24 protein-coding genes are annotated in these 21,053 nt (G+C 64.9%); 11 read left to right on the top strand and 13 right to left on the bottom strand.

What is annotated here, in order from left to right; all coding sequences use genetic code 11:
• Positions 1–214: 214 nt before the first annotated feature.
• From QW863_RS17360 to QW863_RS17375, 4 genes are all read right to left on the bottom strand, one after another.
• Positions 215–1,054, bottom strand: a complete 840-nt coding sequence (locus QW863_RS17360) for a SprT family zinc-dependent metalloprotease (RefSeq protein ID WP_315715142.1) — start codon at positions 1,052–1,054, stop codon at positions 215–217.
• A 208-nt stretch (positions 1,055–1,262) separates the two neighbouring features.
• Positions 1,263–2,591: a polyhydroxyalkanoate depolymerase gene (locus QW863_RS17365; RefSeq protein ID WP_315715141.1), complete on the bottom strand. Its 1,329-nt coding sequence runs from the start codon at positions 2,589–2,591 to the stop codon at positions 1,263–1,265.
• A gap of 123 nt (positions 2,592–2,714) precedes the next feature.
• Entirely contained in the window at positions 2,715–3,527 is an 813-nt protein-coding gene (locus QW863_RS17370) for an ABC transporter permease (protein ID WP_315715140.1), read from the bottom strand.
• Positions 3,524–4,315: an ABC transporter ATP-binding protein gene (locus QW863_RS17375; RefSeq protein ID WP_315715139.1), complete on the bottom strand. Its 792-nt coding sequence runs from the start codon at positions 4,313–4,315 to the stop codon at positions 3,524–3,526. The genes QW863_RS17370 and QW863_RS17375 overlap by 4 nt, the downstream gene beginning before the upstream one ends.
• A gap of 97 nt (positions 4,316–4,412) precedes the next feature.
• Between QW863_RS17375 and QW863_RS17380 the strand changes: the two genes are divergently transcribed.
• Both QW863_RS17380 and QW863_RS17385 read left to right on the top strand, forming a co-directional pair.
• The gene (locus QW863_RS17380; RefSeq protein WP_315715138.1) at positions 4,413–5,768 is read left to right on the top strand and encodes an ActS/PrrB/RegB family redox-sensitive histidine kinase; all 1,356 of its coding nucleotides are present in this window, start codon (positions 4,413–4,415) and stop codon (positions 5,766–5,768) included.
• A gap of 175 nt (positions 5,769–5,943) precedes the next feature.
• On the top strand, positions 5,944–6,498 hold the full coding sequence (locus tag QW863_RS17385; protein ID WP_315715137.1) for an ActR/PrrA/RegA family redox response regulator transcription factor: 555 nt from the start codon (positions 5,944–5,946) through the stop codon (positions 6,496–6,498).
• A 23-nt stretch (positions 6,499–6,521) separates the two neighbouring features.
• On the opposite strand, the gene QW863_RS17390 is transcribed toward QW863_RS17385, so the two are convergent.
• The 3 genes from QW863_RS17390 to QW863_RS17400 all read right to left on the bottom strand — a co-directional run bounded on the left by QW863_RS17390 (position 6,522) and on the right by QW863_RS17400 (position 7,664).
• Complete coding sequence (locus tag QW863_RS17390) at positions 6,522–6,887, bottom strand: hypothetical protein (RefSeq protein ID WP_315715136.1); 366 nt, start codon at positions 6,885–6,887, stop codon at positions 6,522–6,524.
• Positions 6,888–7,105: 218 nt separating this feature from the next.
• Positions 7,106–7,402 (bottom strand): hypothetical protein, encoded by a 297-nt coding sequence (locus QW863_RS17395; protein ID WP_315715135.1) that lies wholly within the window; start codon positions 7,400–7,402, stop codon positions 7,106–7,108.
• Positions 7,395–7,664 carry a hypothetical protein gene (locus tag QW863_RS17400; RefSeq protein WP_172115156.1) on the bottom strand — a complete coding sequence of 90 codons (270 nt, stop codon included), beginning with the start codon at positions 7,662–7,664 and terminating at the stop codon, positions 7,395–7,397. Before QW863_RS17400 ends, QW863_RS17395 begins: the two co-directional genes overlap by 8 nt.
• Before the next feature lie 504 nt (positions 7,665–8,168).
• On the opposite strand from QW863_RS17400, the gene QW863_RS17405 reads away from it, so the two are divergent.
• The 3 genes from QW863_RS17405 to QW863_RS17415 all read left to right on the top strand — a co-directional run bounded on the left by QW863_RS17405 (position 8,169) and on the right by QW863_RS17415 (position 9,005).
• Positions 8,169–8,306, top strand: coding sequence for a hypothetical protein (locus QW863_RS17405; RefSeq protein WP_172115158.1), 138 nt, complete (start codon positions 8,169–8,171; stop codon positions 8,304–8,306).
• Positions 8,307–8,398: 92 nt separating this feature from the next.
• Entirely contained in the window at positions 8,399–8,641 is a 243-nt protein-coding gene (locus QW863_RS17410) for a hypothetical protein (RefSeq protein WP_315715134.1), read from the top strand.
• Positions 8,642–8,744: 103 nt separating this feature from the next.
• On the top strand, positions 8,745–9,005 hold the full coding sequence (locus QW863_RS17415; protein ID WP_315715133.1) for a DUF1488 domain-containing protein: 261 nt from the start codon (positions 8,745–8,747) through the stop codon (positions 9,003–9,005).
• 143 nt (positions 9,006–9,148) lie between these two features.
• Here QW863_RS17415 and QW863_RS17420 read toward each other — a convergent pair whose 3' ends face one another.
• Entirely contained in the window at positions 9,149–9,631 is a 483-nt protein-coding gene (locus tag QW863_RS17420) for an MmcB family DNA repair protein (RefSeq protein ID WP_315715132.1), read from the bottom strand.
• Between the two features lie 124 nt (positions 9,632–9,755).
• Here QW863_RS17420 and QW863_RS17425 point away from each other — a divergent pair, with 124 nt between their 5' ends.
• Complete coding sequence (locus QW863_RS17425; RefSeq protein WP_315715131.1) at positions 9,756–11,477, top strand: alpha-amylase family protein; 1,722 nt, start codon at positions 9,756–9,758, stop codon at positions 11,475–11,477.
• A 27-nt stretch (positions 11,478–11,504) separates the two neighbouring features.
• Here QW863_RS17425 and QW863_RS17430 read toward each other — a convergent pair whose 3' ends face one another.
• The 3 genes from QW863_RS17430 to QW863_RS17440 all read right to left on the bottom strand — a co-directional run bounded on the left by QW863_RS17430 (position 11,505) and on the right by QW863_RS17440 (position 14,312).
• Positions 11,505–12,161 carry a nucleotidyl transferase AbiEii/AbiGii toxin family protein gene (locus QW863_RS17430; protein WP_315715130.1) on the bottom strand — a complete coding sequence of 219 codons (657 nt, stop codon included), beginning with the start codon at positions 12,159–12,161 and terminating at the stop codon, positions 11,505–11,507.
• Entirely contained in the window at positions 12,133–12,474 is a 342-nt protein-coding gene (locus QW863_RS17435) for a hypothetical protein (RefSeq protein ID WP_315715129.1), read from the bottom strand. Before QW863_RS17435 ends, QW863_RS17430 begins: the two co-directional genes overlap by 29 nt.
• Positions 12,475–12,713: 239 nt before the next feature.
• Positions 12,714–14,312, bottom strand: a complete 1,599-nt coding sequence (locus QW863_RS17440; RefSeq protein ID WP_315715128.1) for an alpha-amylase family glycosyl hydrolase — start codon at positions 14,310–14,312, stop codon at positions 12,714–12,716.
• A gap of 150 nt (positions 14,313–14,462) precedes the next feature.
• On the opposite strand from QW863_RS17440, the gene QW863_RS17445 reads away from it, so the two are divergent.
• Positions 14,463–15,131, top strand: coding sequence for an MBL fold metallo-hydrolase (locus QW863_RS17445; protein WP_315715127.1), 669 nt, complete (start codon positions 14,463–14,465; stop codon positions 15,129–15,131).
• A gap of 44 nt (positions 15,132–15,175) precedes the next feature.
• On the opposite strand, the gene QW863_RS17450 is transcribed toward QW863_RS17445, so the two are convergent.
• Positions 15,176–16,633 carry a PHB depolymerase family esterase gene (locus tag QW863_RS17450; protein WP_315715126.1) on the bottom strand — a complete coding sequence of 486 codons (1,458 nt, stop codon included), beginning with the start codon at positions 16,631–16,633 and terminating at the stop codon, positions 15,176–15,178.
• A gap of 452 nt (positions 16,634–17,085) precedes the next feature.
• Between QW863_RS17450 and QW863_RS17455 the strand changes: the two genes are divergently transcribed.
• The gene (locus QW863_RS17455) at positions 17,086–18,327 is read left to right on the top strand and encodes an LLM class flavin-dependent oxidoreductase (protein ID WP_315715125.1); all 1,242 of its coding nucleotides are present in this window, start codon (positions 17,086–17,088) and stop codon (positions 18,325–18,327) included.
• Positions 18,328–18,502: 175 nt separating this feature from the next.
• On the opposite strand, the gene QW863_RS17460 is transcribed toward QW863_RS17455, so the two are convergent.
• Complete coding sequence (locus tag QW863_RS17460; protein ID WP_315715124.1) at positions 18,503–18,913, bottom strand: response regulator; 411 nt, start codon at positions 18,911–18,913, stop codon at positions 18,503–18,505.
• Positions 18,914–19,202: 289 nt separating this feature from the next.
• Between QW863_RS17460 and QW863_RS17465 the strand changes: the two genes are divergently transcribed.
• The 3 genes from QW863_RS17465 (at position 19,203) to QW863_RS17475 (ending at position 20,823) form a co-directional block, all read left to right on the top strand.
• A complete protein-coding gene (locus QW863_RS17465; RefSeq protein ID WP_315715123.1) occupies positions 19,203–20,021 on the top strand; it encodes an outer membrane protein in 819 nt (272 codons plus the stop codon).
• A 115-nt stretch (positions 20,022–20,136) separates the two neighbouring features.
• The gene (locus tag QW863_RS17470; protein ID WP_315715122.1) at positions 20,137–20,448 is read left to right on the top strand and encodes a hypothetical protein; all 312 of its coding nucleotides are present in this window, start codon (positions 20,137–20,139) and stop codon (positions 20,446–20,448) included.
• A 216-nt stretch (positions 20,449–20,664) separates the two neighbouring features.
• Positions 20,665–20,823 carry a hypothetical protein gene (locus QW863_RS17475; protein WP_213737209.1) on the top strand — a complete coding sequence of 53 codons (159 nt, stop codon included), beginning with the start codon at positions 20,665–20,667 and terminating at the stop codon, positions 20,821–20,823.
• Positions 20,824–21,053 lie beyond the last annotated feature (230 nt).

The following is a 21,053-nucleotide window of genomic DNA, read 5'->3' on the forward strand; positions in this document are numbered from 1 at the left end:
CGGTAAATCTGGCGAGCGCAGCGTTACAGCCACGTTAAAGCGCCGCCGAATTGGGCAATATCCTCCGACTGCAGGCGAGAAGGCTTAAGAATTCGATAGTCCGCAGGCGGGTTCTGAGCTCATCGTTGCAGATTGGAACCCGACGAAGAAATGGCCCGGACCAGAAGGCCGGGCCATTGGGATTCACATCGTCGAGCGGTCCGTCGTCGATACCTCAATCGTCGATGCCGTAGCGATGCAGGTCGTTGCCGCAGGTGTCGAGCCACTTCTTGGCGCGCTCGACCGAGGCGCAGATCCGGCCACACACCTTCCAGAACCGCGGCGAGTGGTTCATCTCGATCAGATGCGCGACCTCGTGCGCGGCGAGATAATCGAGCACGAAGGGCGGCGCCAGGATCAGGCGCCACGAGAACGACAGCGAGCCGGCCGAGGTGCACGAGCCCCAGCGGCTGGACTGGTCGCGGATCGACAGCCGCTTGACCTTGACGCCAAGCTGCTCGGCATAGGCGTCGGCCGCCTTCTGCAGGTCACGGCGCGCCTCGCGCTTCAGGAAGTCGAGCACGCGGCGTTCAGTGTGCTCGATCCCGCCGGCCACGCACAGGATCTTCTCGCCACTGTCTCGCGTCTCGGTCCACACCGTGCCGCGCTCGCCCGCGCGATGCACGATCTTGTGCGGCACGCCGCGAAGCGGCACCAACGTGCCCGGCAGGAACGGCGCCGCCTTCGGCAGACGTCCTAGACGGGCTGCGATCCAGGCGCCGTGACGCTGCGCGAAGTCTTTCGCCTCGATGATGGTGCCGCGCGGCGGCATCGTGAGGATCGCCTCGCGATCCGACGGATGAATTCTCAGGGTATAACGTCGCGCACGACGGTGACGCCGCAATCTAATCGAGTAGATTTGCGAGCCATGCTTGACGAGAAGACGCGAGGGTTCGGCGGGCCGCCGATAGAGTAGCGCGCGAGTGGCCATTTCTGTCAGTCCGGGGGGTAAGAGCTCGCCCGGATTTTGCCATATCCACCGCCAGGGAAAGCGCTCGGCGCAAAAACAAATCATTTGCCCAACATACAGGGGTTCAGAAGGTTCCGCACCCTAGCAGTTGGGCCTCGCGCGCCCCCGAAAACATGAATTCAGATTCAAAAGCATCGCTCAAGAAGCGACGCCACATTCACTGCTTGAGTCACTCCTGAGTTTCGGTTTCGACCGTCCCTTCAAAGGGTTACCGCGCAGCCGGATTCGGATGCGCGGTGACCATCGTCTTCGCTCATTCAGCCGCAATGGCGAGCAGCGACTTCGGATCGGCTGCCGACAACATGAAATCGTTGATGCGCGGCACGATCTCCGACTTGAATCGCGAGCCGTTGAACACGCCGTAGTGACCGACACCCGGTTGCACGTAGTGAACCCGGCGGTGATCCGGGATCGACGAGCAGAGTCCGTGCGTCGCCTCGGTCTGACCGAGACCGGAGATATCGTCCTTCTCGCCTTCGACCGTCATCAACGCCACACGCGTAACCTTCGACGGATCGACCAGGGTGCCGCGATGGGTCATCTCGCCCTTCGGCAGCGCGTGCTTGATGAACACCGTCTCCACCGTCTGCAAATAATATTCCGCAGCCAGGTCCATGACGGCGAGATACTCGTCGTAGAAGTCGCGATGCTTGTCGACCTGATCGCCATCGCCCTTCACCAGGTTGGCGAACAGCGCCTTGTGGGCGTCGACATGGCGGTCGAGATTCATGCTGATGAAGCCGTTCAGCTGCAGGAAGCCCGGATAGACGTCGCGCATAACGCCCGGATGCGGGAACGGCACCTTGGTGATGACGTGGTTGCGGAACCAGTCGATGCCGCGCTCCTGGGCGAGATTGTTCACGCCGGTGGGGTTGCGCCTGGTGTCGATGGGGCCGCCCATCAAGGTCATCGAGATCGGCGCAAACGGGTCACGCTCGGCCTCCATGACCGAGACCGCCGCCAGCACCGGCACCGCCGGCTGGCACACCGCCATGACGTGCATGTTGGTGCCGAGAAAGCGCAGCATCTCGATGACATAGTCGATGTAGTCGTCGAGATCGAAGCGGCCTTCGGCCAGCGGGACCATCCGCGCATCGGACCAATCGGTGATGTAGACCTCGTGGGTCGGCAGGAACGCTTCCACCGTGCCGCGCAACAGGGTCGCGTAATGGCCGGACATCGGCGCCACGATCAGCAGCCGGGGCTGCGGCGCGCGCAAGGGGCGGGTCAGCTTGCGGTCGAAATAGAGCAGCCTGCAGAACGGCTTTTCCCAGATCGAGCGGACCTCGACCGGGGTCCGGATGCCGTTGACCTCGGTCTCGTCGAGTCCCCATTCGGGCTTGCCGTAGCGGCGTGTGGTGCGCTCGAACAGTTCGCAGGCCGCCGCGACCGATTTGCCCATCTGGGTGTGGGCCCAGGGATTGAGCGGATTCTGAAACAGGATCTTGGTGGCGTCGGTGACGGCGCGCGCCGGATTGAGCGAGGCGTGCGCCATTTCGTACATCCAGTACATCGGCGTCGTCAGGACCGGACTGCCTTCCGACGCCAGGGGCGGTGCACCGCCAAACTCACCTATCGGCATTCTCGTTCAACCTCTCTGCAGCGCAGCATACTGCCGAATGCGCAATTATGCGTCAATGCGGTGGTGTACGAGAAGGTGCCTCAAAGCGACGAAAAAGCCCGGAAATCCACGGGAAAAGCGTAATTATTCCCCTGCCGCCAGCAGCGAGCCGGCGCGGCGTGCGCTGCGCAAGAGAGCAATGAATGCCGCAAACGACGCCAGCAGCAGGGCGGCATTGAGCCCGAGCGCGGTCAGCATCAGGTCGGACCGGAAGACGTGATCCGCCAGCAGCGCGCGCATGCCCTCGAACACGTAGGTCGGCGGCAGGGACCAGGCAACCAGTTGCAGCCAGTGCGGCAGCACCTGAACGGGATAGTACACGCAGGCCAGCGGCATCAGCGCGAACATCAGTGTCCAGACGATGCTTTCGGCGCCGAGCCCGTTGCGCAGCACCAGCCCCGACACGAAGATGCCGACCGCCCAGGAGGTGAAGATCAGGTTGCAGAAGAAGGCGATCAGCGGCAGGCCGATGCTGTAGAAGTTGAAGTCGAAGAACCAGACCGCGATCAGGGTCATCGGAATGATGCCGATGGCCAGCCGGATCAGGCTCATCGTCATCAGCGCCAGCAGGAATTCGATCGGGGTCAGCGGACTCATCATCAGGTTGCCGATGTTGCGCGCCCACATCTCCTCCAGGAAGGAGATCGAGAAGCCGAGCTGTCCGCGGAACAGGATGTCCCACAGGATCACCGCGCCGATCAGGGTGCCGCCGGCGCGGGCGAAGAAGCCGGCATTGGCGGCGATGTAGGTCTGCAGAAACCCCCAGGTGATGATCTGCAAGGTCGGCCAGTACATCAGCTCCAGCAGCCGCGGCCAGGACGACAGCAGTAGATACCAGTAGCGCAGGATCATCGCGCCGATCCGGTGCGGGGCGATGCGGAGCGAAAGATCGTTCATTGCGCCGCCTCCCGGTTGCGGCCGCGGGCGACGTCGAGAAAGACCTCCTCAAGCGTCGAGCGGTTGTAGCGTGCCATGATCTGCGCCGGGCTGTCGTCGTCCTCGATGCGGCCGCGCTTCATGATGATGACGCGGTCGCATAGACGCTCGACCTCGAGCATGTTGTGGGAGGCGAGCAGGATGGTGGCGCCGCGGCGCTGTCGGTATCGCTCAAGATGGCCGCGCACCCAGTCGGCGGTGTCGGGATCGAGCGAGGCCGTCGGCTCATCCAGCAGCAGCAGCTCGGGATCGTTGATCAGCGCCTTCGCCAGCGCCACGCGGGTCTTCTGCCCGGCCGAGAGCTTGCCATTGGCGCGATCGATGAAGTCGCTCAGGTCGAGCTGCGCCGCGAGCTCGGCGATCCGCTCCTTGAGGTGGTCCACCGCATAGAGTCGGCCGAAGATGGTGAGGTTCTGCCGCACCGTGAGCCGCATCGGCATGTCGACATAGGGGCTCTCGAAATTCATCCGCCCCAGCACGGCCGCAGCCTCGTCCGGCATCCTGTGGCCGAGCACGGCGACCTCGCCCGAGGTCGGCTGCACCAGCCCCATGATCATCGCAATCGTCGTGGTCTTGCCGGCACCGTTGCCGCCGAGCAGCCCGGTGATGCTGCCCCGGCGGATCGCAAACGAGACGCCGTCGACAGCGGTCGTCGTCTTGTAGACCTTGGTCAGCCGCGACACGGCAATCGCGGGGGAAACCGAGCTGGAATCGGATGAGAGGGTCGGCACTGCGTCATCTTGCGTCATGGGAGGGGTTCATTGAGGCATTGTGCCGCAAACCGCAACAGGCCACCAACGGCGGGCCAGATTTGTCGCCGTGCTTGCGCGGCATTAGGTTCCCGTCATGACCGACGACGCCCTGATCATCGACACGCCCGACACCGACTATCGCCATCCGCGACAGCGCGTCCGGCTCGACACCATCCTGCGGCTGCGCTGGCTGGCCGCGCTCGGTCAATTGAGCGCGATCTTCATCGTGGTGCAGGGCCTGGAGTTCGACCTGCCAGTGGTGCCCTGTCTCGCGGTGATCAGCATCTCGGCGCTGCTCAATCTCGGCCTGCAGATCGCCTTCAACCCGATGCAGTTGCTGGAGCCGGCCCACGCCGGCGGCCTGCTCGCGCTCAACATCATCGAGCTGACGGTGCTGCTCTATCTCACCGGCGGGCTGGAGAATCCCTTCTCCTACATGTTCCTCGCCCCGGTGCTGATCTCGGCGACCGCCCTCCCCGTCCGCCTGACGATCATGCTCGGCCTGCTCGCCGTCACCTGCGCCACCGCCTTGTTCTTCATGCATCTGCCGCTGCCGTGGGAAGGCGAGGAGCCGCTGATCTTCCCGCCGATCTATCTGTTCGGTGTCTGGCTCTCGATCGCGCTCGCGATCGGGGTCACCAGCCTCTATGCGTTCCAGGTGACCGAGGAGGCGCGCAAGCTGTCGGACGCGTTGGCGGCGACCGAGCTGGTGCTGGCGCGCGAGCAGCACCTCACCCAGCTCGACGGCCTCGCGGCGGCCGCCGCGCACGAGCTGGGCACGCCGCTCGCGACCATCGTGCTGATCTCGCGCGAGTTGGAGCGCGCCCTGCAGGACAACAGCCAGGTCACCTCCGACATCAAGACCCTGCGCGAGCAGGCGCAGCGCTGCCGCGACATTCTCGGCAAGATCACCCAGCTGTCCTCGATCGGGTCGATGTACGACCGGATGAAGCTGTCGACCTTGATCGAGGAGACGGTCGCACCGCATCGCGACTTTGGCGTCGACATCAAGGTGCGCGTCGCGGTGACCGCGGCCAAGGAGCCGGTCGGCTCGCGCAACCCCGCAATCCTCTATGGCGTCGGCAACATCCTGGAGAACGCCGTCGATTTCGCGCGCAACGCCGTCGAGGTGAACGCCTGGTGGAACAACGAGACGGTCGAGATCGTGGTGTCCGACGACGGCCCCGGCTTTGCGCCTGATATCCTGAAGCGGATCGGCGAGCCCTATCTGTCACGCCGGCCCAGCGCCGAGGACGGCCCGGGAGGTAACCAGGGCGGCGGCCTCGGGCTCGGCGTGTTCATCGCCCGCACCCTGCTGGAGCGAACCGGAGCCAAGGTCTCGTTCAGCAACCGCACCTTCCCCGACCATGGCGCCGTGGTCCAGATCGTCTGGCCGCGGCGGCGCTTCGAGGCCAGCGAGGACGACGATGGCGAGGCGGAGCCGGAATGAAACCTCCAGGGCAGCCGCCGCTGGCGCGGTCCTGGCATACAGCACACCGGCCCCGCGCGGCGTCACGCCGCAGACTGCGGCAACCCGCGATCTTGGCAGCGGCGACTCGGCAGACCATATGAGGATGGACCAGATCGTCTCGCAACCATCGAGCCTTCTTCTCAAGGATATGACCGTGGGCGCCATCGCCGAACTGACGAACCATCCGGACCGCTCTCTCCTCATCGTGGAGGACGACAAGCCGTTCCTGGAGCGCCTGTCGCGCGCCATGGAGACCCGCGGTTTCACGGTGACCTCCTGCGAGAGCGTCGCCGAAGGTATTTCACAGATCGGCAAGGCGGCGCCGGCCTTCGCCGTGGTCGACCTCCGGCTGGGCGACGGCAACGGCCTCGACGTGGTGTCGGCGCTGAAGCGCAAGCGTCCCGAAGCGCGCGCCATCGTGCTGACCGGCTACGGCAACATCGCCACCGCCGTGACGGCGGTGAAGATGGGCGCCGTCGACTATCTCGCCAAACCGGCCGATGCCGATGACGTCGTTGCAGCGCTGCTGTCGACCACCAGCGAAAAATCCGAGCTGCCGCAGAATCCGATGTCGGCCGACCGTGTCCGCTGGGAGCACATCCAGCGCATCTATGAGATGTGCAACCGTAACGTCTCGGAAACGGCGCGCCGGCTCAACATGCACCGCCGCACCCTGCAGCGCATCCTCGCCAAGCGCGCACCGAAATAGGCGGATTTTTTGTTCGCCGCGGGTCAATGCGACTTCACGAACGCCTGCAACGCATGGAAGACGGTGCGCCGCGGGTTGCGGCTGCACCAATTGCGCATCCAGCTGTCGACCTCGGTCAGATCGAGCTTGATCTGCCGGCCCTCATCGCCGCGATCCGCGTTGATGGCGGACACGTAGCCCATCATCCACTGCTGATATTTTGAGATGGCGTTGACGTAGGGGCCGTCGCCACTGGTGATGGCCTTGTAGGTGCCGGGTGGCTGCTCCTCGGCGGCGGCGATGAAGCGCTCGCAGGAATCGGCGCCCACGCCCAGGACGTAGAACGCCATTTCCTCCGCGCGGACTCCGGTCGCGAAGAGCAGTGTCAACGCCAAGACCACCCGTCGCATCTGTCGTCCCTGTCCGCACCCCTGGGCTGGATACCGCTCGAGCCTTAAAAATGTTCCGGCATGTTGCGCCCCATGCGGGGCAATTGTCGGGCAGAGCCGGGGAAATTGCCAGGAGGCCGGGACGAGCGGATGTTGTCGCGCGCTGGCAACGGTCCTGAATCGGGCGCGGGCGGATTCACAGGTGGATCTGGAAGGCGCCACGATGCGCCGGCCCGACGTCAGCTCTCCCCCGTCAGCCGGGAGAAATCGGCCAGGACAGCAGCGATCAGCTCCCGATGCCTGGTATCCTGTTCCGCAAGGCTCGCGGCGTAGATGTTCAGGAGATAGCGCGCCTTCGCGGCGGCTTCCGGCCACGACTCGGCCGCGTTGGCGAGCAGGTGCTGCTCGAGAACAGCCTGCCGATCGCGCAGCTCCCGCGCATGACTTTCGGCCTCTGCCAACGCGCGACGGAGGTCCACGGCCTTCTGCGCGCTCATCCCGCGGTGCCTGTCGAGATCGAGCGGCTCGTCAGTCATCCGACGCACTCGCGTCGACACGCTGCGCGTCTGCAAGATCGACCGAGCTGATGGACAGCATCTCGACGGCAGCGGAGCGCGAACCGGCGACCGGGACCATCATCATTGTCGCAACCCGGCGGTAGGCAGCAAAGGACAATCCCTCGATCAGTTCCTCGTCCGTGACCACCTCGTAGGTGCCCTCGGGCAAGAGACGCTCGATGCTCCTGATCCGGAACGGGTGTTTGAAGGTGACGAATTCGCGCCGCGAGCGGATGCTCATCTGCGCCTACCTTTCGCAACGGCTGTCGCTGTCGCGACTTCGAAGTCTTTCGAAGCATGCGCCTTGCGGCCGGCAATAGCCACCGCTTTCTCATCAGCACGACGTGATGAGCGGCGTGGCGTCATCGGACCGTGTCGCTGCGCTTTGGTGCTCGCTATTGCAGGGGCCAGGGTGTATCAATGGCGATCACCGCCATTCCGACGGCATTCACCGGTGACTGAGGGTCACGAGCGCTCCCGCCGCAAACCACGCGAGGGGTAGCCAATGCCGCAGTTTCGTCTGAGCGAGTGGATCGTTCCACCCATTATCGTGCCGCTTCTGCTGATCCTTCTCGCGCTCGCAGTTGCCGCACTGCATTCGTAGATCCGACCACCGCGGCGCCCGCATCGGCAACCGGTGGACGACGGCCGCCCGGCCGACCGGCAGTGACGCTGCGCACGCAGGATCGACGGGGCGCTCGTCCGATGCGTTGAACCAGCTCCAACCCGAGTCGAGGAGACCGACATGGCCAAAGGTCAGCAAAAAGGCAATCGCGAAGCCAAGAAACCCAAGAAGGAAAAGCCCAAGAGCATTGCCGCAGCGCCGAGCCAAAAGGCCGGAGCATGGCAGCCGGATTTTTCCAGTGACAAGAAGAAGCGCTAGGGGATTTCCGGTCCTCATCAGTCTGGATGGTCTCCCGCGCGCAATGCGGTGCCGATGCGGCCGACCGTACTCGATAGTCCAAAGGACAGAACATGGCGCGCGAAACGATCTATGTCGTTCAGGCGTTCAGCGCCGGCCGGGGCGGACGCGCGAAAGCCGAGACGCCGATTGCCTGCAAGACGGAAGCAAGCGCGCGCCGGACTGCGGAACGGCTGGTGTCCAGCAAGGCAGGCGTCGTCGCGTTCTCATCCTCGGGCGATCCCGACATGGGCGACTATGACGATGAGCCGACGATCTTCTTCCGCCACGGCGAGTTGCCGTCGGCTTTCGATTGAGATGCGCGCAACCCCTTTGTCGCCGGCGACCATTGCCGAACGACGCCCCTTGGATGACGTCCGCCCTCACCGCGGTGTCCTCCGAACCTGATCGGTCACACACATGATTGAGTTTCCAAATCACAGCCGCTCCTATGACCGCACGCGACGTGCCGTACGGTTCTGGGGCTATGACAGCGCGATGGAAGCGTCGTTCTTCGTCGACGAGGGTGCGTTGAGACGCCTGCAGCCCGACGCCCGCCCCGACGAGTCGGGCTTTCTGACCGCATTCGATTCCAACCGCGAGCGGATCTGCGCCGCCGCCGCCCGGCTCTATGTCCGCGGCAGCCGGGGCTCCTACGATCTCGTCGCCGCCAATTTCTGACGGCGATCGGCCAGGCCGGCGGTGATGCGGATCGGCTCTCAGCGATGCTGATGTCTCTCATCTCGAGACTCGCGACCTGACGGAGCCTCTGTCACCTACCTAGACGGGGAAACCCCGTCCAGTGGAGCGCATTTGAGGATTCTCTAGAGGTCCACGTGGCCCTGCGGGTCGATCAGCCGGTTGATCCGCTGCGCCGCCGCGAGCCCGAAGCGTACCGTCATCAACTTGCGCGTCGGCGCCGGCAATCGGTGCTCAGGCGCCTCGCAGTGCAGGTGGGCGCCATAGGCATCGGCGACGATCAGGCCGGTGTCCTGCGGAAAGATATCGCACGGCAGATCCTGCGTGAAGGCGAAGAACAGCCGGTCGCAATGGGCACGGTAGTCCTCCCATTTGTGATCCGCGCGCAGATCCTCGACCGACGACTTGATCTCGACGATCCAGATCTCGCCGCGCTCGTTCAGCGCCACCAGGTCGGCGCGACGGCCCGACGGCAGCGGCAGCTCGCTGATGGTGGCAAAGCCGAGCGAGCGCAGCAGGCGCGAGGTGCCGCGCGCGATCGCCAGCGCCGTCTCCGACTGGCGGCGGTCGGTGGGAACGAGGCTGATCCTGGCGGCGGACGATTCCATTGCCGCAGCATAACCGATTCCAGGCGTCGCCCAAGCCCGCCGATCACCCGGGAACCGGAACCTGACGCCGGCCTTCCGCTTAACAAGCCGGCCGCCGGCCGGGCGGCGCAGCGAGGCGCCGTCCATGATCGACGATCTCTGGTACAAGAACGCGGTGTTCTACTGTCTGTCGGTCGGCACCTATATGGACGCCGACGGCGATGGCATCGGCGATTTCAAGGGGCTGACGCGCCGGCTCGACTATCTGCACGGGCTCGGCATCACCGCGATCTGGCTGATGCCGTTCCAGCCCTCGCCGCAGCACGACGACGGCTACGACGTCGCCGACTATTACGGCGTCGACCCGCGCTACGGCACGCTCGGTGATTTCGTCCAGTTCACGCATGGCTGCAAGCAGCGCGGCATCCGGGTGATCATCGACCTCGTCGTCAACCACACCTCCGACCGGCATCCCTGGTTCGTCGACGCCCGCAGCTCGAAGCAATCGCGCTATCGCGACTGGTATGTCTGGTCGGACAAGAAGCCGGCCAATGCCGACAAGGGGATGGTGTTTCCCGGCGTGCAGAAGTCGACCTGGACCCGCGACAAGGAGTCGGGCGGCTGGTACTTCCACCGCTTCTACGACTTTCAGCCCGATCTCAACACCTCCAATCCGGAGGTGCAGGCAGAGATCCTGAAGATCATGGGCTTCTGGATCCAGCTCGGCGTCTCCGGCTTCCGCATGGACGCGGTTCCGTTCGTGATCGCGGCCAAGGGCGCCGATGTCAGGAAGCCGGTCGAGCAGTACGACATGCTCAGGACCTTCCGCGAATTCCTGCAATGGCGCCAGGGCGAAGCGATCATCCTGGCCGAGGCCAACGTGCTGCCGGAAACCGACATGGAGTATTTCGGCGACGACGGCGACCGCATGCACATGATGTTCAACTTCCACGTCAACCAGCATCTGTTCTACGCGCTGGCGGCCTCCGACACGCGGCCGCTGGCCGAGGCGCTTTATCAGACAAAGGCGCGGCCGGCCTCGGCGCAATGGGGCCTGTTCCTGCGCAATCACGACGAGCTCGATCTGGGACGCCTGACCAAGCCGCAGCGCGCGGCGGTGTTCGCGGCGTTCGGCCCGGACAAGAACATGCAGTTGTACGATCGCGGCATTCGGCGGCGGCTGGCGCCGATGCTCGGCGGCGACCGCCGCCGCATCGAGCTCGCCTACAGCCTGATGTTCACCTTGCCCGGCACGCCCGTGATCCGCTATGGCGACGAGCTCGCGATGGGCGACGATCTCAGCCTGGCCGAGCGCAATTGCGCGCGCACCCCGATGCAATGGTCGACCGAGCCGCATGGCGGCTTCACCAAGAGCGACGCGCCGGCGTCTCCGGTGATCGATCACGGCCCCTATGGCTATGATCACATCAACGCCGCCCGGCAGCGGCGTGATCCGAATTCCATGCTGAACTGGACCGAACGCATCATCCGCATGCGCAAGGAGGTGCCGGAAGTCGGCTGGGGCGATTTCGAGGTGATCGCGACCAGGGATCCGGCCGTGCTGATCATGCGCTACGACTGGCGCAACAACTCGGTGCTGTTCGTGCACAATCTCGACGAGAAGCCGCGGGAGATCAGCTTCGATGCCGGACTGCCGGACGATGGCGGGAAGCTGCTGATCAATCTGCTGTCGGAGGATCACAGCCAGGCCGACGACCGCGGCCGCCACACCCTGGTGCTCGAGCCCTACGGCTACCGCTGGTACCGCGTCGGCGGATTGGACTATCTGCTGCGGCGAAGCGATATCGAGACGAAGAGCCCGGTGAAAAAGCGGCGGAAGACGCGGCGGCGATCGACGACCAACTGATGACGGGCGTCTTCAAGGAGAACGGCTTCAGCCGCTCGGCTGCGCATCTCGTTCGTGAACGAGGCGCTGAATTTCGACCAACGCCTCCAACGCCATTTCGCAGGAGGTGTCGACGAACTTCTCTCCGCGAGCCGTCAAATTGATGAGGTCTCGCATTTCCGCCTGGAACTGATATCTTGCCAGACTTAAACGATTGTGTGCGGCCGATACGACATCGCGGGTCATTGCCGGAGATTGCGCGATCTCGCCGAGCGCCGGTCGATCATAGAGATAGACCGCGGCAAGGTCGAACGTGTCGCGCGCCGTGTAGGTCGATGCACGATAGATCAACTTTTTCGTCGCAATCTCTGCCGGTCGCTCCGCCGGTATAATCCGGCCGCCGAAGCTCAACGGATACGTCGGATGATCCGTAAAGGTGGGCGCATTCAAGAAATCGATCTCACCTACGTCCCGGAGAATCAGCTTCAGATATTTGCCCGGCCATTGCCACGTATCGCAAAGGGCCTTCGTGACAGGATTCATGTTCGGCGCGAGCCGCTTCAGGGCCGTGCTCGAATCCAGAAAGATGTCGACGTCGTAGCTGATGCGATGATCGAAGCTCTGCGCCAGGGCCGTGCCGCCCCCGAACGTCCACGCCCCAGGGCCGCCCTCCAGGCTATCGAGGGACAGCAGCGCCTTCTGCATGAGGTCTTGCCACCTCGAAGGCCGCCATTTCCCTGACCCATCTCTCATTTTCGGACCCCACAACCTGCCAAGTGTCGATCGCCTTCGATAGTTCTTCGAACGTCACAGCCTTGTCTAGGACGAGATGATGGATCACAGAGGCATCAATTTCGTCAAAGAACGCCTGCACGTGGACACGCCATTTCGGCTCCAGTTTCTCGGCCTTGAGGCAGGCCAGCAACGTCGCCTCGCCAATGCGGACCGGCAGCGGCGTATTGATCGTGGTCACGGCCGCGGTGAGACTGTCAGACGTCGTCGGCGGCAGCGTATTCATCAGTTCGAACTCCCGCGAAGTACCGGTTTCGGAGACCAGTACACGTCATCTCCTTGAAGGCCGAAGATTCCCCGGCATCTGTCGCGCAATATGGCGCCGTTCGGTGGGAACCTCAACAATTCCGGGGACACGGCGGCACGGAAGACCCGAGCAATACGGCTGAAGGCGTCCAGCGAAGCCCTGCGATCGGGCCTCAAAGACATCGATTGCGACGCGCCGCCGCCTCGCCAGGGACGTGGCTACGTCCTCCTGCCGACGACCACGCCCTCATTGCCGCGCAAATCCAGCGTGCCGTCGATGCGTTCGCCGCCGCGGTCGAGCCAGGTCGAGAGCAGGATCTCGCCGGTAAGGCCGCCTGCTTCGGTCGCGATGGAAACCGGCTCGCCGCCGAGATTGAGCGCGATGGTCAGCACCTCGCCGTCGCCTTCGCGGCGGTAGAGCAGGAGATCGCCTTGCGCCGCGACCGGCCGATAGGACCCGGTGACGAGCACGCGGTGCTGCTTCCGCAGACGAATGAGCGCACGGGTGAGATTGAGGACCGAGCGCCGGTCGGCGGTCAGATTGACGACATTCTCATGCATGTAGTCATCGGCAACCGGCAGCCACGGCGCGGCTTGGCTGAAGCCGGCCTGCGGCAGCGCGCTCCATTGCATCGGGGTGCGGCAGCCGTCGCGGCCGACGCCGATGCCGGGCACGTTCTTCTCGAAGGGATCGCGCACCTGCTCCGGGCTGATGGCGACCTGATGCATCCCGATCTCGTCGCCGTAATACAGCGTCGGCGTGCCGCGCAAGGTCAGCAGCAGCATCGCCGCTACCCGCGCCTGCTCGGGCCCGACACGGCTCGCCACCCGGGGCCGGTCGTGGTTGCCGAGCACCCAGTTGGGCCAGGCGCCCGGTGGCAGCGCGGCTTCGTAGTCGGCGATGATCCTCTCGATCTCGCGCGCATGCCAGGGCGCGGACAGCAGCGCGAAATTGAACGGCAGATGCGCGCCGCCGAGATCCTTGCCGTAATAGGTCATCAGCCGCTCCAGCGGCAGGTAGATCTCGCCGATCAGCACGCGGTCGTCGAATTCGTCGATCACCTGCCGCATCTCGGCGACGACCTCGTGCACGTCCGGCTGGTCGGCGGAGTAGCGCGACAGGATCTGCTCATGCGGCGGCCTTCCGCCGTGATATTCGGGATTGGCCGGGTTGTCGCGAAACTCGGCGTCCTTGATGAGGTGCCAGATCACGTCCACGCGAAAGCCGTCGACGCCTTTGCGCAGCCAGAACCGCATGACGTCATAGATCGCCGCCCGCACCTGCGGATTGCGCCAGTTCAGGTCCGGCTGCTGCGCCAGGAAGGCGTGATAGTAGTACTGCCCGGTCCGGGACTCGAACTGCCAGGCGCTACCGCCGAACTCGGACAGCCAGTTGTTCGGCGGCCCGCCATCGGCGGCGGGATCGCGCCAGATGTACCAGTCGCGGTGCGGGTCGTCGCGCGAGTGGCACGCCTGCAGGAACCAGGGATGCTGATCGGAGGTGTGGTTCGGCACGAGATCGAGAATGAGCTTGAGGCCGCCGTCATGCGCGGCCTTCACCAGCGCGTCGAAATCCTCCATCGTCCCGAACAGCGGATCGATGCCGGTGTAGTCGGCGATGTCGTAGCCGAAATCGGCCATCGGCGAGGTGAAGATCGGCGACAGCCAGATCGCATCGACACCGAGCGTCAAGAGATAGGGCAGGCGATGGACGATGCCGGTGAGGTCGCCGACCCCGTCGCCGTCGCTGTCCTGGAACGAGCGCGGATAGATCTGGTAGAAAATCCCCTCGCGCCACCAGGCGCCCTGCTCCGCCATGTCGACCGCTTTCTGCTCGCAACGTGCGGCCCAACGCAGGAACCGGCGGCAGGTTCACAAGCCCCGCCTTGGTCGCCCTGGCCGGGACGTCGAGCCGCCCGCAGGGTGTTTTTCACTTGGCGCATTGCGAAAAATCGGCATGCTGGCGCCATGACCGAGCAGAACCAGACCAGGGCGAAGGCCGGCGCGATGATCGTGCCCGTGACGCCGTTCGAGCAGAACTGCACCATCCTGTGGTGCGAGGCGACGAAGAAGGCGATCGTGATCGATCCCGGCGGCGACGTGCCGAACATCCAGGCGGCGATCGCGCAGGCCAATGTCACCGTGGAGAAGATTTGGCTGACGCATGGCCATATCGATCACGTCGGCGGCGCGGCCGATCTGCGCGATCAGCTGAAGGTGCCGATCGAGGGGCCGCATGTCGCCGACAAATTCCTGCTCGACAACGTCGTCACCAGCGGCGCGCGCTTCGGCATCACGGGCGTGCGCGACGTGACGCCCGACCGCTGGCTCGAGGAAGGCGATACGGTCGAAATCGGCGAGCTCGTATTCGACATCCTGCACTGCCCCGGCCATTCGCCGGGCAGTGTCGTGTTCTTCAACAAGGAAATGCGCTTCGCCCATGTCGGCGACGTCTTGTTCAACGGCTCGGTCGGCCGCACCGACCTGCCCGGCGGCAGCCACGACACGCTGATCCGCTCGATCAAGGACAAGCTGCTGCCGCTCGGCGACGACGTCGGCTTCATCTGCGGCCATGGCGCCGGATCGAGCTTCGGCCAGGAGCGGATGACGAACCCGTTCCTGACGGGGACCGTCTGACCCGCGCGTCTCTCGCGCGCGAGCCATGAACGGCTACGGCGCGTCTACTTCAGGCCGGCCGCTTGCAGGGCACGGTCGATCACGGCGGCGACGTTGATGGTCCGGCGCCGCGGCTTGGCGGTCGCGCCACTGCCGTTGATCGAAGATTCGCCGGTCGACGACTCCAGCCGTTTCGGCTCCGGGGGCTTGGAGACGGCCGCGGGCTTGGACTCCGGCTTCTGGTCCGGCTTGGGCTTGGCCGCTTTCCACGACTCGGATGCCGGCGCCTCGGGCGCGACCTTGGGCTGCGGGACCACAGCGGATGCCGGTGCAGAGAGCAACATGCCGGTCGGCGACATTCGGGGCTCGACCACTTTGATCTCGGCTGGCTTGACGTCGACCGGCTCCGCAGCGGGCGGTGGGGCGTCCGCCGCGCGTCGCAAGATCTTGGTCAAGGCCGGCACCGCCGAGATCGGCGACACCTGCGGGATCAGCTTCGTGCTCGGCGACGTCGTGGCCGCCTTGAGCGGACGAATCCAATCGGTGACGCCGAAGAATTTCGCGATGTGATAGGACGAGGAAATGCCGGCCTCGAGCAGGAACGGTCCGGCCTTGCCATAGCGCTTGTCGTTGGCCGCGAGCCCGATCGGCGTGCCATGCGCCATGTTGGAAATCGTGAACGATTCCACGACGGTCTCGCCGTCGGCATTCCACCATTGCTCATGCGGATAGCCGTTCACCTCGGCTGCGGCCATTGGCGCCAACGGCAGATGGTGCAGGTCCAGCCACTGCTTGACGATCTCGCCCGCATTGTCCGGATGCACCGTGTAGTCCGCTGTGCCGTGCCACACCGACAGCTTCGGCCACTTGCCGCGGTGGTTCGAGGCCCGGCGAACGAGATCGCCGAGCTCGCCGGCGGGGCGCGCCGGCGGCATCCGCATCTGCAGGATCGCGTCGCGCATGCTGCGCGCGGTGCCGAACGGCAGCCCGGCGATGACGGCGCCGGCAGCGAACAATTCGGGATGCGCGGAGAGCAGCGCCATGGTCATCGCGCCGCCCGCCGACAGGCCGGTGACGTAGATGCGCCTGGGATCGATGGCATAGTCCGCCACCATGCGCGCGATCATCTCACGGATCGAGGCGACCTCGCCCTGGCCACGCGTGATGTCCTCCGACTGAAACCAGTTGAAGCAGCGCTGCGGATTGTTGACCCGCTGCTGCTCCGGCAACAGCAGCGCGAAGCCGAAATGCTTGGCGAGCGTCGACCAGCCGGCGCCGAGATCGTACTCGGCGGCGCCCTGCCCGCAGCCATGCAGCACGACGACCAGTGGCGCCAGCGGCTGACGCTGCGCCGGCACATGGGCGAACATCTTCAGGCGCCCAGGATTGGTGCCGAAATGCTCGATCTCGATCAGCGGAGTCTCCGGGGCGCGACGCGGCTGACGATGAAAATCGGCAAATCCGGTGATGCTGTTCAGCTCGCGCAGCCTTCGCAAGTACTCAACATTTTCAGCGAGGGACAACGGCAAGCTCCTTAGGCATTCACGTATTCACGTCAGCGGGTAGACAATCCACCATCACCCAGATGGTTGCTGCAGTGCAAAAGAAAAAGCCCGCGAGACTGCGGACCTCAGCAATTTGATTGCGAATTTCGTTCTTGCTGCGATCTAAATGCCACGCCGAGGCGGCACTTCACGCAGCAATCACCGAAACGCGAACCGCGGAGCACGTCAATCGCCGCGAACGTGAGAGCGAGGCGCGCCGCAACCAGCAAGACCCGCACCACGCGCTCGACGGCATCATCACATGGCGAATCGCTCCGCGCGAATGAAGTGTGAGCACCGATCGGCGATCAGTAAACAAACAAATGGCAGCCATGCACCGGTCGCCGTGCGCGGCAAGATGATTGCCTCACACCGAGGCGCCAACTAGCCTGATCGGCAAGCAACAACGAATTCCGCTTGGGAGAAAACACATGGCGCGGCTCAAATTTGGCGCTTTCCTCGCTCCGCATCATCCGATCGGCGAGCATCCGATGCTGCAATTCCGCCGCGACCTCGATCTGGTTTCTCAGCTCGACGAGCTCGGCTATGACGAGTTCTGGTGCGGCGAGCATCATTCCAGCGGCTGGGAAATGATTGCCTCGCCCGAGATGTTTCTCGCCGCAGCCGGCGAGCGCACCAAGCGCATCAGACTCGGCACCGGCGTCATCTCGCTGCCCTATCATCATCCCTACAACGTCGCGCAGCGGATGGTGCAGCTCGATCACATGACTGGCGGCCGCGCCATCTTCGGCTCGGGCCCGGGCGCGCTCGCCTCCGATGCCCACACGCTCGGCATCGATCCGATGACGCAGCGTGACCGTCAGGACGAGGCGATCGCGATCATCCGTCGCCTGTTCAACGGCGAGCGCGTCACCGCCAAGAGCGACTGGTTCACGATGAATGACGCAGCGCTGCAGATCCTCCCCTTGCAGGAGGAGATGCCGTTCGTCGTGGCGTCGCAGATCTCGCCGTCCGGCATGACGCTCGCGGGCAAATACGGCATCGGCATCATCTCGCTCGGCTCGATGTCGACGCAGGGCCTGATGGCGCTGCCGCAGCAATGGGAGTTCGCCGAGGATGCCGCGAAGAAGCACGGCACGACCGTGAGCCGCGCGAACTGGCGCGTGCTGTTGTCCTGGCACATCGCCGAGACGCGCGAGCAGGCGCGCCGCGAGGCCGGCCCTGGGCTGATGCGCTGGCACAACGAGTATACCGTGGGCACCCTGATGCGGCCGGGCCTGAAGCCGTTCTCTTCGCCCGATGAAGCCGTCGACAAGACCGCCTTCGTCGACGGCGCGGCGTCGACGATCGGCACGCCCGACGACCTCGTCAAGACGATCAAGAACCTGATGCAGGTGTCCGGCGGTGTCGGCGCCATCATCGGCTTCGTGCACGACTGGGCCAATCCGGAGAACACGCGCCGCAGCTGGGACATGGTCGCGCGCTACGTCGTGCCGGAGATCAACGGCTACATCGACGGGCTGCGCCGCTCGCAGAAATTCGTCATCGAGAACCGCGCCATCTTCGAGCGCGCCGGTCAGGCCGTGATGGCCAAGATCATGGACAACGACAAGGCCGCCGCGGCGCTGTCGCAGACGGGACCCGGCCGCGTCGCGATTCCCGCGGTGAATGCGCCGGACCTGCAGCAGGCCGCGGCGAAGCAGCGGGGGTGAATCAACGACGGTGCGTAGGGCGGATTAGCGCAGCGTAATCCGCCGACCCTCACGAGAGACTTCATCAGGTCGTCGTCGGTATCACGATCGAGCATCGTATATGCCGGGTGGGCAGGTCACTACGCCGTACCCTGACGGCGGATTACGCTGCGCTAATCCGCCCTACCCATGGCCCTCACCTCACCGCCGCGACCAGCCTCCCGCAGTCGGCGATGGTCGCGATCTGCTTCAGTGTCTCGCGGAGCGCCGGCAGGTCGACGGGCTTCTGGAATTGCGGATAGACGACGAGCCCGAGCACGGTCGCGAGCCGGACGTGCTCCTCGCGCGTGGCGTCCTCGGCGCCGCTGATGAAGATCACCGGCGTGCGCGATTTCAGCTCGTTGAGCAGCAGCAGGATATCGGCGCCGCAGCGATCGCCGAGCGACAGATCCAGGGTGATGCAGTCGAAGGTCCGCTGGCGCAGCACCTCCGCCGCAGCCCCGACCGAGGTCACGCAGGTCGCCTCGTAGCCGCACTGCGCGGCGATCTTGCGCAGGATCGACAGATGCACCTCGGCATCCTCGATCACCAGCAACTGATTGCTCATGCCCTTGCCCTCGTTGTCTGCTGACCAGACGTCAGGTCTGGCCGTTGCTAGATGAGGCCGATGGCCGGGTGGTAAACATTTGGCTCCGTGGATTTACGGGTCAAGAGCACGCGGGGGCCGACCTCGGGCGGGGTGGACCGTCCAACGTCGCTTCGGCCAAGTCGACGTATCCCACCAGCAACACCGCGAACTTTTTGGCTCAGCCGATCGCGATGCAATTGCCGCGTTCGATGCAACCGGCGATGGTGCCGCAACCATGTCGAATCGACGTCGCGCGCTAGGGCAAAGCATGACGAAATCTGGAGTAGCGGCGATTGCGTTCGCGTTCGCGAGCATCGCGCTGGCGGGAGCGGCGAAGGCGGCCGACCTGCCGGTGAAGGCACCGCCGGTTGTCGCGGCGCCGTCGTGGACCGGCGTCTATGCCGGCGTGTCGGTCGGCGCCCGCTGGGCGGACAATGATTGGCGGACCAGCGACATCTCCCCGAACTTCGGTGCCGGCGTGTTCGTGCCGACGGCCGGCACCGGCGGAGCGATGGACAGTGTGGCCGCCAGGATCGGCGGCTATCTCGGCGTCAACTGGCAGTTCGCCCCGTCATGGGTGGCTGGCGTCGAGGGCGACTTCGGCTGGGCCGACAACACCAAGCGGGCGAGTGCGCTGCCGGGCACGGCCGGGCTGTTCTTCGGCACGCCGCTGGTCGGCCTGCCGTCCGGCTCGGTGAAGGAAACCTGGGACGGCAGCGTGCGCGCCCGTCTGGGTTATCTGATCGCGCCATCTACGCTGATCTATGGCAGCGGCGGCGTGGCATGGCAGCGCCTCGAGCTGAACGCCAGTTGCACCATCGTTCCCGGCAACCCGTTCTGCTTCGGCAGTCCGCACGATGAGACCTACGCCTCGACCCGGGTCGGATGGACCGTCGGCGGCGGCATCGAGCACATGATCGGCGGCCGCTGGCTGGTGCGGGCCGACTACCGCTACGCCGATTTCGGCACCTGGACTCAGCCCTTCTTCGTCGCCGGCGGCGTCGGGGTCGGGTTCGACGACCGCTTCACCGCGCACGTGACGACGCGAACTCATACGGCGACGATCGGCCTCGCCTACAAGTTCTGAGGCGCGGCTGGTCCTGACGCGCACTGTCATGCGCTCGCCGATGAGCGTGAGCACCGTCAAACCATAGGGCCGGCGAGGCTTGGCTCCAAACTGCCCGGGCGCTACTTTGAGCGGCATGCCTGCTGCCAAACCTCAATGCTTTCCACGGCCGCCCGCCCCCGTGTCTGCTGATGAAATCATTTTCATCAAGGACACGATCAAGCGATTCTATGGCGACGACGCGATCGTGCGCAACTTCGGCCCAGACCCGGCTCGCCTACAGCTGCACGTCGAAACCAGCCGCGACATTGGAGCGGCGAGATATGACTGCCTCGGCGTCTTGATGACCCGAATCGACCGCGATCAGATCGCCCTTGAGGTGACGCGGCGGGGCACACGGATATATGGCCACGCGAAACTCGCCTACCGTCATGGCGTCGCACTTTGAAAATAGCCGCCTTGGGACGAACGGACGCGTGCGCGACGCGGCTACGCGCGCAGCCGAGGACGCATCGGCGATCGGGCGTCACGAGGATTTTCTTAACCCCGGCCTGCCATGTTCGCCGCCAATCGCGCACGGTCTGCGGGGGACCGCTCGCGCGTAGGATGCGCCAGGCAGCCCGCCGTCTCGACCCGGCAGGTTTTTCCGCGAGAAAGGTCGCAAATGTCGCTCTCCTCAGCCAAGAACTACGCGCTGCGCGCCGAACGTTCGCAGGACCCCAAGGAGGCCGCCGACCTCCTGGCGAAGGCGATCCTGGAGCTGGCGGCCTCGATCGAGGCAACCGACGCCAAGGTGAAGAAGATCAACAAATCGGGCGGCTGATGGACTTGGCTCCAGGTCGGAACGCGTGGCGGCTTCTGCCTGCGGCGAGGCTTGCCCGCCTCGAAAGATGATCCGCTGACCCTGCGCGGATTGACCGCCGAAATCGCGGCATCACCGGCGAGCGACAGCAGGACGTATTGGCGACCGTCGGGGCCGACGGGCAAATCGCTTCCAGCAAAGCGCCTTTGAGAAGGCGAAACCGCACCGCGCCGGCCTGTCGATCACAGGCT

The organism is Bradyrhizobium sp. SZCCHNR1017, from assembly GCF_032381375.1.
Classification (GTDB): domain Bacteria; phylum Pseudomonadota; class Alphaproteobacteria; order Rhizobiales; family Xanthobacteraceae; genus Bradyrhizobium.

Bases quoted from the DNA above. Each gene is read 5' to 3' on its own strand.
- QW863_RS17360 (WP_315715142.1), bottom strand. From the start codon at position 1,054: ATGATTTGTTTTTGCGCCGAGCGCTTTCCCTGGCGGTGGATATGGCAA.
- QW863_RS17365 (WP_315715141.1), bottom strand. From the start codon at position 2,591: ATGCCGATAGGTGAGTTTGGCGGTGCACCGCCCCTGGCGTCGGAAGGC.
- QW863_RS17370 (WP_315715140.1), bottom strand. From the start codon at position 3,527: ATGAACGATCTTTCGCTCCGCATCGCCCCGCACCGGATCGGCGCGATG.
- QW863_RS17375 (WP_315715139.1), bottom strand. From the start codon at position 4,315: ATGACGCAAGATGACGCAGTGCCGACCCTCTCATCCGATTCCAGCTCG.
- QW863_RS17380 (WP_315715138.1), top strand. From the start codon at position 4,413: ATGACCGACGACGCCCTGATCATCGACACGCCCGACACCGACTATCGC.
- QW863_RS17390 (WP_315715136.1), bottom strand. From the start codon at position 6,887: ATGCGACGGGTGGTCTTGGCGTTGACACTGCTCTTCGCGACCGGAGTC.
- QW863_RS17395 (WP_315715135.1), bottom strand. From the start codon at position 7,402: ATGACTGACGAGCCGCTCGATCTCGACAGGCACCGCGGGATGAGCGCG.
- QW863_RS17400 (WP_172115156.1), bottom strand. From the start codon at position 7,664: ATGAGCATCCGCTCGCGGCGCGAATTCGTCACCTTCAAACACCCGTTC.
- QW863_RS17405 (WP_172115158.1), top strand. From the start codon at position 8,169: ATGGCCAAAGGTCAGCAAAAAGGCAATCGCGAAGCCAAGAAACCCAAG.
- QW863_RS17410 (WP_315715134.1), top strand. From the start codon at position 8,399: ATGGCGCGCGAAACGATCTATGTCGTTCAGGCGTTCAGCGCCGGCCGG.
- QW863_RS17415 (WP_315715133.1), top strand. From the start codon at position 8,745: ATGATTGAGTTTCCAAATCACAGCCGCTCCTATGACCGCACGCGACGT.
- QW863_RS17420 (WP_315715132.1), bottom strand. From the start codon at position 9,631: ATGGAATCGTCCGCCGCCAGGATCAGCCTCGTTCCCACCGACCGCCGC.
- QW863_RS17425 (WP_315715131.1), top strand. From the start codon at position 9,756: ATGATCGACGATCTCTGGTACAAGAACGCGGTGTTCTACTGTCTGTCG.
- QW863_RS17430 (WP_315715130.1), bottom strand. From the start codon at position 12,161: ATGCAGAAGGCGCTGCTGTCCCTCGATAGCCTGGAGGGCGGCCCTGGG.
- QW863_RS17435 (WP_315715129.1), bottom strand. From the start codon at position 12,474: ATGAATACGCTGCCGCCGACGACGTCTGACAGTCTCACCGCGGCCGTG.
- QW863_RS17440 (WP_315715128.1), bottom strand. From the start codon at position 14,312: ATGGCGGAGCAGGGCGCCTGGTGGCGCGAGGGGATTTTCTACCAGATC.
- QW863_RS17445 (WP_315715127.1), top strand. From the start codon at position 14,463: ATGACCGAGCAGAACCAGACCAGGGCGAAGGCCGGCGCGATGATCGTG.
- QW863_RS17455 (WP_315715125.1), top strand. From the start codon at position 17,086: ATGGCGCGGCTCAAATTTGGCGCTTTCCTCGCTCCGCATCATCCGATC.
- QW863_RS17460 (WP_315715124.1), bottom strand. From the start codon at position 18,913: ATGAGCAATCAGTTGCTGGTGATCGAGGATGCCGAGGTGCATCTGTCG.
- QW863_RS17465 (WP_315715123.1), top strand. From the start codon at position 19,203: ATGACGAAATCTGGAGTAGCGGCGATTGCGTTCGCGTTCGCGAGCATC.
- QW863_RS17470 (WP_315715122.1), top strand. From the start codon at position 20,137: ATGCCTGCTGCCAAACCTCAATGCTTTCCACGGCCGCCCGCCCCCGTG.
- QW863_RS17475 (WP_213737209.1), top strand. From the start codon at position 20,665: ATGTCGCTCTCCTCAGCCAAGAACTACGCGCTGCGCGCCGAACGTTCG.